General features: G+C 58.2%; 15 protein-coding genes. 3 read left to right on the top strand and 12 right to left on the bottom strand.

Annotated elements, in window-relative coordinates; translation table 11 throughout:
- The first annotated feature begins 131 nt into the window (after positions 1 to 131).
- Positions 132 to 1,526, top strand: a complete 1,395-nt coding sequence (locus AC5SEM_RS16210) for an undecaprenyl-phosphate glucose phosphotransferase (RefSeq protein ID WP_127929126.1) — start codon at positions 132 to 134, stop codon at positions 1,524 to 1,526.
- A gap of 615 nt (positions 1,527 to 2,141) precedes the next feature.
- Here AC5SEM_RS16210 and AC5SEM_RS16215 read toward each other — a convergent pair.
- The 6 genes from AC5SEM_RS16215 to galE all read right to left on the bottom strand — a co-directional run bounded on the left by AC5SEM_RS16215 (position 2,142) and on the right by galE (position 8,341).
- Positions 2,142 to 4,220 carry a YjbH domain-containing protein gene (locus AC5SEM_RS16215; RefSeq protein ID WP_495470830.1) on the bottom strand — a complete coding sequence of 693 codons (2,079 nt, stop codon included), beginning with the start codon at positions 4,218 to 4,220 and terminating at the stop codon, positions 2,142 to 2,144.
- Positions 4,217 to 4,975: a capsule biosynthesis GfcC family protein gene (locus AC5SEM_RS16220; RefSeq protein WP_495473474.1), complete on the bottom strand. Its 759-nt coding sequence runs from the start codon at positions 4,973 to 4,975 to the stop codon at positions 4,217 to 4,219. The genes AC5SEM_RS16215 and AC5SEM_RS16220 overlap by 4 nt, the downstream gene beginning before the upstream one ends.
- On the bottom strand, positions 4,975 to 5,640 hold the full coding sequence (locus AC5SEM_RS16225) for a YjbF family lipoprotein (RefSeq protein ID WP_405123192.1): 666 nt from the start codon (positions 5,638 to 5,640) through the stop codon (positions 4,975 to 4,977). The genes AC5SEM_RS16220 and AC5SEM_RS16225 overlap by 1 nt, the downstream gene beginning before the upstream one ends.
- 11 nt (positions 5,641 to 5,651) lie before the next feature.
- Entirely contained in the window at positions 5,652 to 6,767 is a 1,116-nt protein-coding gene (locus tag AC5SEM_RS16230; protein WP_016985642.1) for a polysaccharide biosynthesis/export family protein, read from the bottom strand.
- 90 nt (positions 6,768 to 6,857) lie between these two features.
- On the bottom strand, positions 6,858 to 7,094 hold the full coding sequence (locus AC5SEM_RS16235; protein ID WP_282358727.1) for a hypothetical protein: 237 nt from the start codon (positions 7,092 to 7,094) through the stop codon (positions 6,858 to 6,860).
- 230 nt (positions 7,095 to 7,324) lie between these two features.
- Entirely contained in the window at positions 7,325 to 8,341 is a 1,017-nt protein-coding gene (galE, locus tag AC5SEM_RS16240) for a UDP-glucose 4-epimerase GalE (protein WP_495470831.1), read from the bottom strand.
- Between the two features lie 391 nt (positions 8,342 to 8,732).
- On the opposite strand from galE, the gene galU reads away from it, so the two are divergent.
- A complete protein-coding gene (gene galU / locus AC5SEM_RS16245; protein WP_007910549.1) occupies positions 8,733 to 9,566 on the top strand; it encodes a UTP--glucose-1-phosphate uridylyltransferase GalU in 834 nt (277 codons plus the stop codon).
- 29 nt (positions 9,567 to 9,595) lie between these two features.
- Positions 9,596 to 10,000: a phosphohexomutase domain-containing protein gene (locus tag AC5SEM_RS16250; RefSeq protein WP_463575269.1), complete on the top strand. Its 405-nt coding sequence runs from the start codon at positions 9,596 to 9,598 to the stop codon at positions 9,998 to 10,000.
- A 142-nt stretch (positions 10,001 to 10,142) separates the two neighbouring features.
- Here AC5SEM_RS16250 and AC5SEM_RS16255 read toward each other — a convergent pair whose 3' ends face one another.
- The 6 genes from AC5SEM_RS16255 to AC5SEM_RS16280 form a co-directional block, all read right to left on the bottom strand.
- Positions 10,143 to 11,273 (bottom strand): SGNH/GDSL hydrolase family protein, encoded by a 1,131-nt coding sequence (locus AC5SEM_RS16255; RefSeq protein WP_495470832.1) that lies wholly within the window; start codon positions 11,271 to 11,273, stop codon positions 10,143 to 10,145.
- 218 nt (positions 11,274 to 11,491) lie between these two features.
- Complete coding sequence (locus AC5SEM_RS16260; protein WP_495470833.1) at positions 11,492 to 12,538, bottom strand: acyltransferase family protein; 1,047 nt, start codon at positions 12,536 to 12,538, stop codon at positions 11,492 to 11,494.
- Between the two features lie 12 nt (positions 12,539 to 12,550).
- Positions 12,551 to 13,654, bottom strand: a complete 1,104-nt coding sequence (locus AC5SEM_RS16265) for a hypothetical protein (protein WP_016986717.1) — start codon at positions 13,652 to 13,654, stop codon at positions 12,551 to 12,553.
- Positions 13,645 to 14,877: an MATE family efflux transporter gene (locus tag AC5SEM_RS16270; protein ID WP_495470834.1), complete on the bottom strand. Its 1,233-nt coding sequence runs from the start codon at positions 14,875 to 14,877 to the stop codon at positions 13,645 to 13,647. The genes AC5SEM_RS16265 and AC5SEM_RS16270 overlap by 10 nt, the downstream gene beginning before the upstream one ends.
- Positions 14,874 to 15,986 (bottom strand): polysaccharide pyruvyl transferase family protein, encoded by a 1,113-nt coding sequence (locus AC5SEM_RS16275; protein WP_277758600.1) that lies wholly within the window; start codon positions 15,984 to 15,986, stop codon positions 14,874 to 14,876. The genes AC5SEM_RS16270 and AC5SEM_RS16275 overlap by 4 nt, the downstream gene beginning before the upstream one ends.
- 15 nt (positions 15,987 to 16,001) lie before the next feature.
- Positions 16,002 to 17,084, bottom strand: coding sequence for a glycosyltransferase family 4 protein (locus AC5SEM_RS16280; RefSeq protein ID WP_095124333.1), 1,083 nt, complete (start codon positions 17,082 to 17,084; stop codon positions 16,002 to 16,004).
- Positions 17,085 to 17,117: the final 33 nt, after the last annotated feature.

The raw sequence follows: 17,117 nt of genomic DNA on the forward strand, positions 1-17,117 counted from the left end.
ATTGACTGACGACAGTTCGGCATATCGATGTTGTTACCTCAGGACACTCGTTAGAACAAAAACAATAAGTCTGCATAACAACTCGGATTTCAACTGTTGAAACCTGAATGGACGTCTTTTGGGGATACCGTATGGATCTTTCTTTAAGTATCAATCGAAGCACAGGCCTCAAGGGACTGACCTTTTGGGGCCAATGGGCGCTGGCACAAGGCTTTGTGGTGACGCTGTTGTTCATACTCGCCGAGCAGCACACCGGGACGGTCGCGTTCTACTACCGGATGTGTGCAACGCTGGCGGTACTGGCGTCGGTGCCGGCTTATACGTTTAGCGGTGTGTATCGCAAGCGTGACAATTACCTGACCGGTCTCGGTCGACTGTTCATGGGTTGGTCGATGACCATGGCGGCGTTGGCGTGTATCGCTTTTGTCTGCCAGGCCGATGAGCTGTTTTCGCGGCAGGTGATTCTGAGCTGGGCGGTGTATGGCTTCCTCGGTCAGGCGTTTCTGTACGCTCCGCTGCATGCGTTTTCCAAGTACTACCAGCGCTCGCGTAAAAGCGAGCACAAGACGCTGATCGTCGGCACCGGCGAACTGGCATTGGGTCTGGCGAAGAAGCTCAGCCAACTGGAAAATCTGCCGTTGGTAGGTTTGGTCAGCAATGGCGATGTGTCTGCGCTGGGTTCGGATGCACCGCGCGTGGTCGGCGATCAGGAACAGTTGCTGGAACTGATCGAGGCGCATGACATCCGTCGCTTGTATATCACCCTGCCGTTGTCTGAAGCAGCGAAAATCGAAGCGATTTATGGTGACTTGCTAGGGGCCAACGTTGATGTGGTGTGGGTGCCGGACTTGAACAGTCTGACCCTGCTGAATCACTCGGTGAAGGTTGTGGACGGCTTGCCGGCGATCTACTTGAACGAAAGCCCGCTGACCAGCCGCCCTACCGCTGCTTTGAGCAAGAGTCTGGTCGAGAAAACCGTGGCGTTTCTGGCAATCATCGCGCTGAGTCCGATCCTGCTGATCATTGCGCTGGCGGTGAAGATCAACTCGCCCGGCCCGGTGTTCTTCAAGCAGGATCGACATGGCTGGAACGGCAAGGTGATCAAGGTCTGGAAGTTCCGCTCGATGCGTGTTCACGATGACCGTGACGTGAAGCAGGCCAGCCGTAATGATTCGCGTATTACCGCAGTCGGTCGCTTTATCCGCCGCACTTCGCTGGATGAATTGCCGCAACTGTTCAACGTGCTGCAGGGGCACATGGCCTTGGTCGGCCCGCGCCCGCACGCCGTCGCGCACAACAATTACTACTCGGGGAAAATCCTCGCGTACATGGCGCGTCACCGGATTAAACCGGGGATCACCGGCCTGGCCCAGATCAGCGGCTGCCGCGGTGAGACAGACACCATCGACAAGATGCAGAAACGTGTGGAGATTGACCTGCAGTACATCAACAGTTGGTCGTTGTGGCTGGATCTGAAGATCCTGGTGAAGACGCCGTTTACGTTGCTGTCGAAAGATATTTACTGAGGTTCGAAGCTGGATACCGCAAGGGGACGAAAGTCCCCTTTTTTGTGCGTGGGATTTGGGAGCGGCGCTGGATTGCGGGTGAATGCAAAACTGTGGGAGCGAGCCTGCTCGCGAAAGCGGTGGGTCAGGCAACACGATGCTGACTGTGCTGACGCCTTCGCGAGCAGGCTCGCTCCCACAGGGATTTGGGATGGCATCGGGATTTGTGGTGTGACAGATAACCATTGTAGGAGTGAGCCTGCTCGCGATGGCGGTGGGTCAGGCAACGGGGATGTTGGCTGCTCGGACGCTATCGCGAGCAGGCTCACTCCTACAGGGGAGTTGTGGTTGGCTCGGGATTTGTGGTGTGACAAATAGCCAATGTGGGAGCGAGCTTGCTCGCGATGGCGGTGGGTCAGGCAACGGGGATGTCGACTGGTCTTGCGCTATCGCGAGCAGGCTCACTCCTACAGGGGATTTGTGGTTGGCTGGGGATTTTGGGCGTGACAGATAACCAATGTAGGAGTGAGCCTGCTCGCGATGGCGGTGGGTCAGGCAACGGGGATGTCGACTGGTCGAACGCTATCGCGAGCAGGCTCACTCCTACAGGTTCCAGGGTGTTCGGGAGATCTGCGCTTACTCCGTGATCTTCTCGAAATTACGATAAAACATGTCCCCTTCCCGGCTATCGGTCATCGAGTGCAGTTGGTAGCTGCGACTCAGTCGCGCGCCACCGTCACGGGTCAGCGGGGCCCAGACCAGGTTGGCGCGGCGCATGGTCGACATGCTCATCATTTCGTCGAACGGGATCGACAGGTAGATGCCTTTGTCGAAACTACCTTCGCCATACTCGGCACTGCCCGCCGTGGTGATCGTCGCCCACGCACCAAAACGCACGCCATTGAAAAACTCGCGCGAGATGTCCAGCGTGCCGCCCCAGTCTCCGGCCAGATAACGCCCGACGCTCACCGCCGCCAAGGTATCGAACGGCAAATCGGTATACGCCGTGACATGCCCGGTCACCACCGAGTAATCGCGCAGGGCAAAACCCTGATCGAAATCGCGCTGCCGCACCCAGTTGAGATCCGCGCCCACCGACCAGCGCTCACCGGTCGGGCGGAACAACACTTCACCGCCGACACCGGCAAACATCGATTCCAGATAACCGCCATAGACCATGCCGTACCAGTCTTTATCCAACTGCTCGGCATGGCTGACCTGGAACAACGGCATGGTGGTGTTAGACGTGGTCAGGTACTGACGCAAATCCGTGCGCACACGCGGCAAACCGCTCGGCGCGTCGTAGGTGAATTTGTCGAAGTTGTTGGCCAGGTTGGCGCTAAGCAAACCGCTCCACCAGGTGTTGCGGTTGAAGCGGTATTCGGCGTCGGCATCGGCGCTCAATTGATAGAGCAAGCCATCCGGACCACCAACGTTCTGTTTGAAGCCCAGCCCCACGCCATAACTGAAATGCTGCGGTGCTTCGGTGTAGAGGGTTTTCTCGTTGTGCGGCATCGCCGGGTTGATCTCGGTGGTGCGGTGCAGCGATTCAAGTGGCTCTTGGTTGTTGATCACTTCGCGGAAGGTCTGGCGCGGCAAACTGGTTTCTTCCAGCGGCAAGTCGTAGCGCTTGTTGACCACGGTGAACCAGTCGATGTCGTCGTTAACGCTGTTGTCGAGAATCCGGCTCGCCCGCCCGACAGCCTTGGACGAATGGAAGTAACGCTGCTGCTCGCCATAGACGATCAGCTCGGAATCACGCTGGGTGATGCGCTCGACCTTGTAGCCGGCATTCTGCTGCAAACGCTGCGAAACGTTGGCCCAGTTGACCTGATCCATCGCCGTGTTCGGTACCTTCGCCGGCAGCGCTTCCGGAGTCGGGTCGTAGGTCTTGGCCGGTGCCTTGCGGCTGACGAAATTGGTGTGAAAGGTCACACCGAACATCGCCGTATTACCGCGCTCCCACGCCGCGCTGACATCGACCGAATCGGTGACTTTGAACACCGCGCCGAGGTTGATTGGTGAGTCCTGTTTGATCTCGTTGTCCTTCGGCTCGTGCTTGTAGTCGTTGCCTTCGAATTCGAGTTTCAGGCTGAGGCGATCCCACGGCGTCTGATAGCTCACGCCACCGAAGAACGACGGTCGGCCGCGAAAGTACGAACCCGAGTTAACGTCACCGGTGCCTTCGAGGGCCGGCCGGGTATCGAAGCGATCGCTGACGTAGCCCAACGGGTTGTCGATATCGCCGCGATTACCGAGGTAACCCCAGGCAATCCCGGCACTGAAATCGAAGTTGTCGTAACGCTTGTTGGCGACGAAAAATTCACTGGAGAACAAACCGGTACCACCGATATCTCGGAAACCCAGCGCCACGTCGGGCAGCCAGTGACTTTCCTGCCACAGCCGGACTTTGACGTCGACCGCCTTGTCCTTATAGCTTTGACTACCGCTGAGGGCCTCCGAGCCGTACGGCCGGTTGGTGATCGCGGTGTAACGAAACGAGCCTTCGAGCCAGTCCAGCGGCTGCAACGACACGCTGTAGCGGCTGTACGGGTCGGTGCGGTTGGCGTTGACGCTCAACTCGCCGGCGGGCGCCATGCGCGCGGTCGGCGTCTGCAACAGACCGGTGCCACCGAAGTCATTCTGGGTAATGCGCGGCTCGGCATGGGCCAGACCGCAGGACAATAACAACACAGCTGCAAAACGTAACTTCAACGAACCACCTCGGCCAGCTGCGTGGCAATGAATTCGGCCAACTGCTGATTCAGTTCAGGAAGAGGCGGATCAAGATCATCATTTTTCAACGGCACCAGAATCTTGCTGCCGGCCACGGGAAAGTGCCCGCTCTCGCGATTCCAGTGGGCGATGCCGACACGTTGCGCAGCGCCATTGGGCTGGATCAGCCACAGGTAATCGGCTTCGGCATCGCTCAGAATCGAACAGCCTTGCAGGTATTCACGGGCCTCCTGCAACGGCTGATACGGCAAGTGGCACGGCTCGGCGACGGCACCGAGCACTTGCACTTCATCGACGCGTTTCGGATAAACCAGACGATCGCCGTCATCGAGGCGAATGTTGCGCGCGAAGCCAACCTCCAACGCGACCGGATCGAGATCGGCGATCTGCCGCCCAGTCACCGGCATCTGCCGCACTTCTTCGGCAATGCGCTGCGCCAGCGCCGCCCGACTCGGCAGATCGAACAGCAGCGACATGCGTTGCAGCACGTCGAGATCGAACAGCACGCCGATCTTGAGCCGTGTCTGCTCCTCAATCAGCGACTGCCGCAGCAAGCCGCCCGCCAGCCAATAACCTTCGGCATTCGGCACCGCTTCGCTGATCACATCGAGTAAACGCCCGCCGGGTGGCAACTTGACCGGCCCGGGATTGGCGACATCACCCGACACCGTGACCGCCGCCTGACTCACACTCGCGACCAGCAACAAGCTCGCCGACAACATTTTCAGGCGCATCACGGCAGGTGCCTGCGATCTGGGGTCAGTTGCACAACCTTGACGCGCAACTGCGACGTCAGTTGCTGCTCGCTCTGCAAAATGAAACCGTCACGCGGGTCGACCCAGTAACGATTGGTCGCGCTCAGGCCGATGGCCGGGGCGTCAATGTGTTCATCGACACGCAGCACGGTGTATTCCTTGTCGAGAATCTGCAGGGTCTGTTCGGAGCGGCGGGAGAAGCGGCTGTTGACGATCACGCCGACTTCCTGACCCTTGTAGAGGTCGATCCAGCGCCGCGTGGTGAAACCGTCGGCGACGTGATGCAGGCCTTGTTTGAACGGCGAGTCATCGGCCAGCCGCGTGCCATCGAGATCGCCTTCCAGGCCCAGGCCAATGGTGCGCACGGCGAGGCCATTGCGCAGCAGCAGAACCTGTTTGCCCGAGGCGACCCAGAACTGCAGGTCTTCGCGCTCGCGCACCAGCGCCAGCACCCCGGAGCCGGACGGCGTGGTCAGTTTCATTTGCGGATAATTGACCCCGGCCACTTCGGCCGCCGACACGTCGACTTCATCCGGGCCGACGACCGCCGCTTTAAGGTTATTCAACGAAGCGCTCATCAGCGGGTTACAGCCGCACAGCAATGAGGCCGCCATCAGGCACAGGCCAACTTTCAAAATGTTCAAAGTCGGCGACCTTATTTGCTGTTGTTACTGTATTCGCTCCAGTTCTTCGCAGCGGAAGCGCCGGTGCCGACAATCGATGCCGACGGCACCAATTGGCTGATCAGACGGTTCCAGCGAGTCACGTTGGCAGGTCCGACATACACCACGTCCTGCGGGCGCACTTCGAAGTGCGAAGCGAGCGCCATGGCGGTCGGCGATTCGGCTTCCAACTGGTAGATCTTGGCCGGTTCGACATCGAGGTTTTCCACGCCACGAATGACATACACCGCGTTGCCATTGGAGGTGGTCTGGGCCAGGCCGCCAACCGAACCGAGCACGTCGGTGAGGTTCATCGTCGCGGTCTTGAAACTCAGTGCACGCGGTTGGTTGACCTCGCCCATCACGTAGATGCGCTTGTTGTCGTTGTACGGCAGATACAGCTGATCGCCGCCCTTGAGGTAGACGTTCTGCAACTCGGAATCCTGCTGATTGAGCGAGTCGAGATTGAGCGGATAAGTGCGACCTTTGCGCGTCAGCAGCAGCCCGGACAAATCGGCGTTGTTGGTATCGATGCCGGCCGAACCGAGGGCTTCGACCACGCTCAGCGGATTGGTGGAAATCGCTTGCGGACCGGCCTTGGCCACCGCGCCGGTGACCACGACTTTCTGGCTGGCGAAACGCAACACCGCGACATCGACCTGCGGCTCGGCGATGAACGCCGACAGCCGTTGTTCAATGTCCGAGCGCAGTTGCTGGATAGTCCGGCCGGTGGCCTGGACTTCCTTGATGAACGGGTAATAGAGCGTGCCATCGGAGCGCACCAGACGGCCGTTGGCATCGATCTGTTGTTGCGCGCCGGACGGGGCCGTCAGCTCAGGGTGATCCCATACGGTGATGTACAGAACATCGTTGTTGCCGATGCGGTATTCGGCCGGGGTCGCCAACAGCTCCGGCGGCAGCGACTCACGCTTTTGCGTGGCGCGGTTCATGGCAATCAGCTTGGGCGTGATCGGGATCAGCTCGACCCGGCTGCTTTCGCTGGCACCCTGGCGGGTGATGTCACTGGTGCTGAGGTATTGACCGGGGGAAAACATGCAACCTTGCAAAGCGAGACTTGCCAACATTAAAAGATAAACACTACGAGTCATAATGGCACTACGCTATTCAAGGGCGAATCCAAAAACAAAGTCACCCGACTTGCGTCGGGCGACCCTGTACTGCACTAACAGAACTTCCTGTTAGTTATGCGTGCCGGTTGTACCGGTGGTACCCGTCGTACCGGTGGTACCGCCGTTGGCACTGCCACCGCTGTTAGACGCCGCTACAGCACTGGCAACCATTGCAGTACTGGCAGCGGGCGCTTGAGAAGCCGCCACGTTGCCACCTACATTGGTTACCGCTGTCAGCGGTGCTTCAGCGGCGGCAGCCCAGTTGCTCAACATCATCAACAGGGCAACTGCCATCACTTTTTTCATATCAACTCCTTTCTAACATTCGACCTGTTAAAAAACCGGCCTGAGTTAGCGGTGGTGAGTTCAAGTCCGCAAAAAGCGCGGACAAGATCCGTTGTTCTTTCACAGTCTTACCCAACTGATAAAAGTCGAACGGCAGGTTTATATCTACGGACTTGCAAAAGGCATTGCCAGTGTAATTTCCCGACGTTATCTAACAAGCTGACTGAAAATAACATTGGGTTAAATGGCCATCATCGCAAGTAGCCTTGGGGATGGTTCGATTGCCAGCGCCAAGTGTCGGTGACCATATCCTGCAAGTTGCGCGTGGCTTTCCAGCCAAGTTCCTTCGCAGCCTTGGAAGCATCGGCCCAGCTCTCGGCGATATCCCCGGAACGGCGCGGCATCATCCGATACGGCACCGGTTGCCCGCAGGCCTGTTCGAAGGCGTGGAGCACTTGCAACACGCTGTAGCCATCGCCGGTGCCGAGGTTCCAGGTATGAATGCCGGTGCGTTCGGAAATCGACTGCAGCGCCTTCAAATGGCCGTCCGCCAGATCGACGACGTGGATGTAATCGCGCACCCCGGTACCGTCGATGGTCGGGTAATCGTTGCCGAAGATCGACAACTCCTGAAGGCTGCCGACCGCGACCTGGCTGATGTAAGGCACCAGATTATTCGGGATGCCGTTGGGGTCTTCGCCCATATCGCCACTATGGTGGGCGCCGATCGGGTTGAAGTAACGCAGCAAGGCTATGCTCCAGCGCGGCTCGGCCAAGCTCAGGTCGCGCAGGACGTTCTCGACGATCAGCTTGGACTGGCCGTAGGGATTGGTCGGATTGCCGGTGGGGAAATCCTCGCGGATCGGCATCTGCTCAGGCTCGCCGTAGACCGTGGCCGACGAGCTGAACACTAGGCGAAACACCCCCGCCGCCGCCATTGCCTGGCACAGATTGATGCTGCCGCTGACGTTGGTCTCGTAGTACTCGAGCGGCTTGCGCACGCTCTCGCCGACCGCTTTCAGGCCGGCAAAATGCAGCACCGCTGCGATGTTGTGTTCGCGGAAAATCCGGTCGAGCAGTGCGCGGTCACAGACATCGCCGCGGATCATCCAGGCACTCTTGCCGCAAATGCCCTCAACCGCGTGCAACGCGGCTTCACTGCTGTTGCAAAGATTATCCAGTACAACAACTTCATAACCTGCTTCAAGCAATGCAAGTGTGGTATGCGAGCCGATATAGCCGGCACCACCCGTTACCAGAATCTTCATAGTGCTATCCGTCTTTGGATGAGTGACAAGTAGCGTGTCAAGCCTGATTTATTGAAGATGTGTCACAATCCACACAAATAAGGCGACAACAACCGAAAACAAAACTAGTTCAATGACTGGCAATAAATATTTTTGCAGGTCACACTGTATTGCTTGGTACTTATTAGCACTCCCTGTGCACTCATCACTATCAACAGATACCGACTAAAAATAACCAATAACGCACTTACCGACATCTCATAACATTGTCGTGTTTTACCGTCACTCGCATTTGCCATTAATAACCTGACTCAGGTATTAAAGTAAGCCTTCAATCCAACATTGAACTTGCACGCCCTTTATTAGTGCGCGCATCTGTCGCCTGTGTTCCATGACTGTCCAGGATACTTTTATGATTCGTAAATGTTTGTTTCCCGCTGCCGGCTATGGCACGCGCTTCCTGCCGGCCACTAAAGCCATGCCGAAAGAAATGCTGCCGATCGTCAACAAGCCGTTGATCGAATACGCCGTTGAAGAAGCGCGGGACGCCGGTCTGCAACACATGGCCATCGTTACCGGTCGTGGCAAGCGTGCGCTGGAAGACCATTTCGACATCAGCTACGAACTCGAACACCAGATCCGTGGCACCGAGAAAGAGAAATTCCTCGCCGGCACCCGCGAGCTGATCGACACCTGCACCTTCTCCTACACCCGTCAGGTGGAAATGAAAGGTCTGGGCCACGCGATTCTCAGCGGTCGCCCACTGATCGGCGATGAGCCGTTTGCCGTGGTGCTGGCCGATGACCTGTGCCTGAACCTGGAAGGTGACGGCGTACTCACGCAGATGATTGAGCTGTACAAGAAGTTCCGCTGCTCGATCGTCGCCATCCAGGAAGTCCCGGCCGACCAGACCCACAAGTACGGGGTGATTGCCGGCGAGCTGATGTCCGACGGCATTTACCGGGTCAACAACATGGTGGAAAAACCGGCCCCGCAAGACGCGCCGTCGAACCTGGCGATCATCGGCCGCTACATCCTCACCCCGGACATTTTCGACCTGATCGCCGACACCCAGCCGGGCAAGGGCGGCGAAATCCAGATCACCGACGCACTGATGAAGCAGGCGCAGAACGGTTGCGTGCTGGCCTACAAGTTCAAAGGCCTGCGCTTTGACTGCGGTGACGCCGAGGGTTACTTGCAGGCGACCAATTTCTGCTACGAAAACGTTTACCTCAAGGGCCGCTGAGACGGCTCCCTTCACCCAACGAGGCGACCATGAACATTGCACAACATTCCGTAGAGATTGAACGCGAGGTGGGTAACCTCGGGGTGATGAGCTGGCTGTCCCGCCATCAGCCGTTGCCCAGCGCCAACGAGTCCTGGCTGGGCACGATTCTGCTGGTGGAGCGAATTGGCGTGTTTCCGGCGTCCGGTGATATCCGCCGGCCGTTGCGCGATCCGTATCCGCTGCTCGCGCATTTGAAAAAGCTCTATGGCGAGCAGGCGTTGGAGATGGATGACCGTGATGGTCTGAAAGTGATCTTCAGCGACTGGCGCTTTCGCGTGCGGATTTGCTGCAACGACCCGGCGATCATCATCAACGTTGAGACGCGCTGCGATACGCGGCTGATGCCGCAGAAGATTGCGGAATTGCTCGAGCAAGTCGACGCCTTCGAATAACTCCCCTCACCTGATCGTTCCCACGCTCTGCGTGGGAATGCATCCAGCGACGCTCTGCGTCACCCAGCGAAGGGACGCGGAGCGTCCCGGGCGGCATTCCCACGCGGAGCGTGGGAACGATCACCGCTCTGGGGTTTGCGCGTTATTTAGGGGCGGTGTCGCAACGATCCTTGGCGCCCATGATCCAGCCATAGAAGTAATCAGCAATCACCTTCCCCCCCGTGGCCGGCAGCGGATGAATCTTGTCCGGGCCGATCATCGCCGCCGCGTAGCGTTTGACGTCCGGCCCGAAAGCACATTGCAGATTGGCATACCCCAAATGCTGCTCACGCGCCCAAGGTTCCAGCACCTGCGCGTACGCCGACATCGGGTAAGCGCTGGAACGCGTGGTGTCCTGGCGCATGATCAAGTTAATGCTCGCCTGCGGTTGAATCTCACGCAGCATGCCCACCAGCCCCTGAACGTTCTGCAGATACTGCGCTGGCTTCACGCCGAAACCCTGATCATTGCCACCGAGCATGATCAGGTAAACATCAGCGGGGATCTTCGACACCGCGGCTTTCCACTGCACCTGCCATTGCGGATCCTTGTGATAGAAGTCCGCAGAGGCCGCGCCGGATGCCGCCAGTTTCGAGACCCGCACGCCGTTCTGATCATTGCTCATCCACAGGCCGAACAACGTCGGCGCGCCCTTCACCACTTCCAGTTTGAAGGACCAGTCTTTCGCTGCAGACAGGCCTGCCAATGGCACTTCCTGAACCCCGGCGCCTGTCAGCGTCATCGGCTGCCAATCTTCTGAAGGTGACCAGCGGTAACGGATCTCAGAGGATTCTCCAGTGCCGAGGTAAAGCAATTTCGCTTGAGTGACAGCGGTATCGATGCGCGGCGTCGGACTCGCATCGACTTGCAACCATGCACCGGGCCGGCCTGTCACCGTGCGACTGTCCGGACTCGCCTGGCCCAGGTCTGAAACCTTCCAGTCGCCGCCAAAGTACTTGTCACTGCTGCGGGTGTATTTGAAATGCGTGCCGCCCAGCGCCGCGCCGTGGTTGAAACCGACGTAACCTGGGCCGGCAAAACCCACCTCCCCGGCCACGCGCTGCACCAGTTTGTTCAGGTAGAAATCCTGCCCGGCGCTGTAGCTGTCGCCGATCACCGAGACCGACAACACCGCGCCGGCCTTGCCTTCACGCCACTGCGCAAAACGCTCGCGGGCATCGCCTACCTGAACCACCGACGCTGCGACGGGTTGCGCGTCATCTACTGCCAACATGCAAAATTTCCTTCAGTCTGAAATGGCCCACTGAATACCGGGATGTACACAGATCAACTGTAGGAGTGAGCCTGCTCGCGATAGCGGTCTATCCAATACAAATGCATTGACTGACACAACGCTATCGCGAGCAGGCTCACTCCTACATTTGTCGCGGTCATCCGCTAAATCTGTGTACACCAAAAAAACCTGTGGGAGCGAGCCTGCTCGCGAAGCTCTTAGCTGCTGTGGGTTTGCACCACCGGAGTGATGGGCACCAACGGTTTCTTCTTCGCCGCCCGCTCACCAAGGAACAACACCGAAGTGAAATTAAACCGACTGAAAACCATCGACAACAGCACCGGCCCAAGCAAGCCACAACTCAAGCCACCCAGCACCAGCAAGCTCTCATCCTTCACCCCCAACCGCCCCAGCACAAACCGCGACGTCGCCGCGAACAGCACATGAAACAGGAAAATCGCATACGAATAACCACCGAGCCACGTCAGCGCCTTCGAGCGCATATCACTCGACAGCAAGGCGATGCAGGACACACAACCCACGGTCAAACCAATCAGGCTACGACGATCAACAATCAGCTCGCGATCAATCGCCGCGACATACAACAACGTCAGCGAGATCAACACAAACACCAGCGGCCCGATCACTTTGAACGTCTGCTTCAACCGGTCGACATTCTCCTGGCCAATCATCCCTGCCACGAAAAACGGCAACAGGTAAATCGCGCCGTTAATCCCGAACGCATCGAACTTGAACGGTGGCAGCAAAAACAACAGCGCCGCAAACGCAAACAACCCATACAGCCGCGTCGCCGAACGCAGCATCCCGCGCCACTCCAGCAGCCCGACGAACATGAAAATAATGAACACCGCCTGCAGGAACCAGAAGTGGTTGATCGGCACCCAGAACGACAGCAACGCGTCGATCACCCCGACCTCCTTGTTCACCCCCGGCCCCACCGCTTGCAACACCGAGAACGGCACGCCGACGCAAAACAACGGCACGATCAAGCGCCGCACCTTGCCGCTGAAGAACGCGGAAAAGTCATTGCCACGAATCTTGTAGATCGAATAGATGTACCCGGAAATGAAGGTGAACAGCGGCATACGCACGTACACCATCGAGTCGGCGATTACCCGGAACGGCGAGCCGATGTCGATCTTCAACCCGCCACCCAACGGCCCGATGACGTGATACAGCACCAGCAACAGGCACGCCAGGCCACGCAGGGTTTCAATCTCCAGGGACTTTTTCTTGCTCGACATAAAGCACCTGCCTCAATTCAGAATTCTTGATTCAACCTGCACCGGTTTGTTCGCCCGCAGCATCAAGCCCAGGCCAACGAACAACACCGGCACCACCATCGAGAAGTGCCGGGCGAAGGAGCCGAAGTCCGGCTCGAACAGCCCTTGCACCAGCAGAAACGCCAGCGGGATCGCGATCAGTTCCTTGGGTTTGGTCTGGATCGGCGCGCCTTTGTAATCGGTCGAGGTGATGACTTTGAACAGCAGCAACGCGGTCATGATCATCAACGCCACGAAGATCACTTGCCCAGGCCCGGACAGCAGAATCAGCTCCACAGGGAACGACAGGCGGAAGAAGATGATCATCGAGTCCAGCGCCTGCGAAACGAAGTCGCTGCCGCTGAGCCACGACACGATCAAGGATTTCGAGCCCTCCTCGCCCGCCGTGCGCAGTTCGTTGTTACTGGCGCGAATCGATGACACCGGAAAGCCCAGTGCGAGCTGGATCGACATCGCCACCGCGAGATAAAACAAGAACAGCATCAGGAAGAACGTCGTGCGCGACACGTACTTTTTCATCACACAGACGCCAACCCACGACAGCGAAAACAGAATCCAGTAAGGCCGGATCAACACGCCGTAGATCACTGCCGACAGGAAAAACCCTCCGCGATATTTACGCGTCAGCGAGCTGAGCAAAATGCTCAAAACCGCCACCGACACAATGATTTCCTTGGTCAGGTTCTCCAGGAAAAACGAGCGCACAATCCCCCACAGACACAGCGTGCCGAAGATCGCCAACGGCATGCGCCGAAACACCACCACCGGAATCGCCGTGAGGAAAAAATTACAGAACATGCCGTAGGCCCAGGCATTGGTCAGGTTGATCCCGGTGGGCCGTAGCAGGAACGCCGAACACTCGTAGGACGAGCGATCGGGCGAGAACGGGTTCCAGAAATTGCAGTTGTCGGCACGCGCGTAGGACGACCACAAGGTCATCGCATCCGGCCCCGGATCACGCGGGATCAACAGCGGCATCGCCACCGAGAGAAACAGCCCGGTGAACAGGATCAGGAACGAGACATACGAATCGAGTCGCTTGCCACGAAACTCGATGCACGGCAGCTTCAGGCCCATGACACGGCAGCCTTCTTCGCACCGGTCACGCGGGTCAGTACGGCGATTACACCGAGCTGCACGATGATCGCGAAGACATTGCCCCACGCCGCGCCGTAGATCGAATAATGCTTGATCAGCACCCAGCTCACCGGCACTGAAACCAACAGGCAGATCGCCGCACTGGCGAGCGATACGCGACTGTTTCTCGAGGCAATCAACCCGCCCCAGACGATGTCGCCAATCGCGCGCAAGGCGAAGGAGAAAATCAGTACGCCGAGGATCGCGTTGTCCGGACGCGGAACGCTGGTGGCGACGTAATCGAGCACCACGTTGAAAAACACATAGATCGCCACCGCCACCGCCGCCGACACCACAAGCGAGCGCATCACCCACTTGTTGATGAACAGTTGCTTGACCGTGAATGCCTGCTGATCAGCCTGAAAACGCTTGGCCAGTACCGGAATCCCGACCACCGCCACCACCGCGTACGACAACGCCTGCAAGGTGTTCGCCGCCGACCACGCGTAGACGTATTTACCGAGGCTGGCGTAGGGCTCCAGATCGATGATCAGAAAGCGCTCGGCGTACTGACTCAGCGCGATCAAACCGGTGCCGAGGTAAAACGGCAACCCGGCCTTCCACACGGTGGCCGTGGCCAACGTACCGGCGACCCGTCCCTTGTGCACGTTCACCACGATCAGGTAACCGGCGACGATCACCAGCACGTTGGCGGCGATCCACAGCCACAACACGCTGGCGATTCCCGACACCCAGTCGAGCATCATCCCGCCCACCGCCAACACCGCCCACAGGCCGGTCTTGATGAAGAACAGCAATGCGCCCGCCGTGGCTTTCTGCGCAGAAAACACGAAGGAATTGATCTCGAACGACAGGTGTTCGGTGAGCAACACCAGCGTCACGCAAAGGATCAGCGCGGCGGTCGCTTCAACTGTCTGGAACAGTGAATAAATCAGCACCGTCACCACCGACAGCACCAGCCCCACCGCCAGATACAGCAGCAAAACCTTGTCGACCACGCGGCGCGAACTGCCGCCGACGCTGATCAAGCGATTGATCTCGGAACTGAAACCGACGCTGTAGAACTTCGACGCAATCAGCGACGCTGCGACCACCACGCCGTAAAAACCCAGCGCCTCATACCCGAGGTAATGGGTGATCGCCAACACCAGCAAAAACTTCGCGCCTAACGCGCCGCCGCGAAGCAGCAGCCGAAATATCATCGAATGACACCCTTGATGATGTCGTCCATGGCCACGGTTTTCGCTTCGATTTCACGGCAGGTGTCGGTCAGGCGTTTGCCGAAATTCGACAGCGCATTCGGTGCGTAAACCGTGTCGATGATGGTGTCGACATTGATGTCGCCGCCGTTGATCACCCAGTCTTCGACACCCATGTCCTGATAGGCGCCAAAGCCTTTGCGTTCATAGCTGATGTGGTACGCCGGCACGCCCGAGAGCAGCGATTCGATGGCGCCGTGCAAACGCACGGAAATCACCAGGTCCGGTTGGTATTTGGCAATCGTCGCCTTCAACGACAGCAGATCTTCAGTGATGCCCAGCTCGCGATAGAACGCGCCGTCATCGTTGCCGCGTACCGCGCTCTGTACCGCGCAAACCACTTTGCTTTTGTTCTTCAAACGCTGCAGCAGCAACTTCAGATTGGCCACGTAAGCGACTTTCTTTTCCTTGCTCCACTCCGGCGGCTTGCGCAGTACCACGCACACGGTGGCTGGCGAAGACGCGCAGCGAGTGAATTTCGCTTGCTGGAGGATTTTGCTCGCCAGCGATTGCACGGCCAGATCCGGCGCGCGGTAGACGTTGGCGCAGGCATCGAAAATCGCCGAAGAGCGATTGTCGCGCACGAACACCGCATCGGCGCTGGCGTAGTGCTCGACGATCTTGCTGCTCTCGCCATGGAACGGGCCGATGCTTTGCGGCAGGTACACCGACGGCACTTTGCTGAGAATCGCGGTTTCCAGTTGTTTGGCGTGGCCGAGTTTCAACTTGATGTGTTCGAAGGCACTTTTCGAGCGCATGTAACCGCCGCCGACGCCAACGATCAGGTCGGTTTTCTTCAGCAGATCCGCCAGCCCGGCGTAGGACTGATTGAGAAACACCGCTTGCTTGACCCGGCCCAAACCCTTGGCCGCCATCACCGGTGCGTCAAAACGCGGGTGCGGCAAGTAGCTGAAAGAGTCCGGATCGGAAGCCACCACGCTGATCGCGGTGTCTTCACCAAAGTTGCGCTGCACCAGCGCGATGGCCAGATCGACGAGCAGGCCGTCACCGGAGTTGGACGCACTGTAGCCATGCAAAATCGTTACGTTCATATGCTTGAGTTCTACTTAAAAAGTGGGAGCGCGATACAGGTCGTAGGTCTGGCGAATCATCAACGCGGCGCTGAAACGCTCACGGACAATGCTCCGTCCTTCGTTACCGAGGTCGAGCAGGCGCGGCTTCTGGATGATCGTCAGCACATCGGCCAGCGCCTGGTGATCACCGGACGGGAAGACATAACCGGAGACTTCATTGGTGACCAGTTCAGGCAGCGACGTGCAGTTGCTGGCAATCACCGGCAAGCCCATGGCCATGCCTTCCAGCGGCACCATGGCGAAACCTTCCCAGCGGCTCGGCACAATCAACGCATCGGCTTTCTGGTACAACGCCTGCACCTCGCTCGGCGTGACCCATGGCAGGTATTCAACAGAGTCCATCGGTGGGCACTCCACCGCGTCCTCGTTCACCGCGCTGCCGACCACAGTCAGCTTCAAGTCTTTGCGCTGCACGTTGGCGAAGGCCTTGAGCAGCACGTCGAAGCCTTTCTGATAATCGAGGCGACCGACGAAGAGCAGATGAATCGGCTCGGGACTCGCCGCTTTCGGCGCGTCATCCTTGCGGTGAATGCCGTTATAGATCAGCTTCATGCGCTTGCGCTCGATGCCGAAGCGCGCGGCTTTGTCGAGTTCGTACTGGCTGACGCAAATGATCACGTCGGTGACTTTCTGCAGGACTCGCTCGATCCACGCATAGACTTTCTGCTTGGTCGGCGAGCTTTCCATCAGGAACGAAAACGCGTGTGGGCAGTAGACGATTTTCGGCTTGCGCCACGGTCGCAACAGCACACACACGCATCGGCCGATGACTCCGGAAAAGGTGCTGTGCAAATGCACCACATCGGGTTTTTCCTTGAGCATCACTTGGGTCAGACGCCAAGCAAAACGCAGCAACGACGGCACATTGCGCCCGGTGCGCGGGAAGGTGCGGATCTGTTGCGCGCCGATGCCGTGCAACTCTTTGGCCTGATCATCCGGGACCAGATAGACCAGCTCGTAGTTCGCCGCATCGCCTTCAGGCGAAGCCGAAATCGTCCGGATCACCGTCGCGACGCCACCTTTGATCGTCTCTGCCACGTGCAGTATTTTCTTCACAAATCACCCACTTCAAACAGGAAAAAACAGTCG

Source organism: Pseudomonas sp. CH61, assembly GCF_059429415.1.

Coding starts and splice junctions, on each gene's coding strand:
- AC5SEM_RS16220 (WP_495473474.1), bottom strand. CDS start 4,975: ATGCGCCTGAAAATGTTGTCGGCGAGCTTGTTGCTGGTCGCGAGTGTG.
- AC5SEM_RS16235 (WP_282358727.1), bottom strand. CDS start 7,094: ATGAAAAAAGTGATGGCAGTTGCCCTGTTGATGATGTTGAGCAACTGG.
- AC5SEM_RS16255 (WP_495470832.1), bottom strand. CDS start 11,273: ATGTTGGCAGTAGATGACGCGCAACCCGTCGCAGCGTCGGTGGTTCAG.
- AC5SEM_RS16270 (WP_495470834.1), bottom strand. CDS start 14,877: ATGATATTTCGGCTGCTGCTTCGCGGCGGCGCGTTAGGCGCGAAGTTT.
- AC5SEM_RS16275 (WP_277758600.1), bottom strand. CDS start 15,986: ATGAACGTAACGATTTTGCATGGCTACAGTGCGTCCAACTCCGGTGAC.
- AC5SEM_RS16210 (WP_127929126.1), top strand. CDS start 132: ATGGATCTTTCTTTAAGTATCAATCGAAGCACAGGCCTCAAGGGACTG.
- AC5SEM_RS16250 (WP_463575269.1), top strand. CDS start 9,596: ATGAACATTGCACAACATTCCGTAGAGATTGAACGCGAGGTGGGTAAC.
- galE (WP_495470831.1), bottom strand. CDS start 8,341: ATGAAGATTCTGGTAACGGGTGGTGCCGGCTATATCGGCTCGCATACC.
- galU (WP_007910549.1), top strand. CDS start 8,733: ATGATTCGTAAATGTTTGTTTCCCGCTGCCGGCTATGGCACGCGCTTC.
- AC5SEM_RS16230 (WP_016985642.1), bottom strand. CDS start 6,767: ATGACTCGTAGTGTTTATCTTTTAATGTTGGCAAGTCTCGCTTTGCAA.
- AC5SEM_RS16265 (WP_016986717.1), bottom strand. CDS start 13,654: ATGGGCCTGAAGCTGCCGTGCATCGAGTTTCGTGGCAAGCGACTCGAT.
- AC5SEM_RS16260 (WP_495470833.1), bottom strand. CDS start 12,538: ATGTCGAGCAAGAAAAAGTCCCTGGAGATTGAAACCCTGCGTGGCCTG.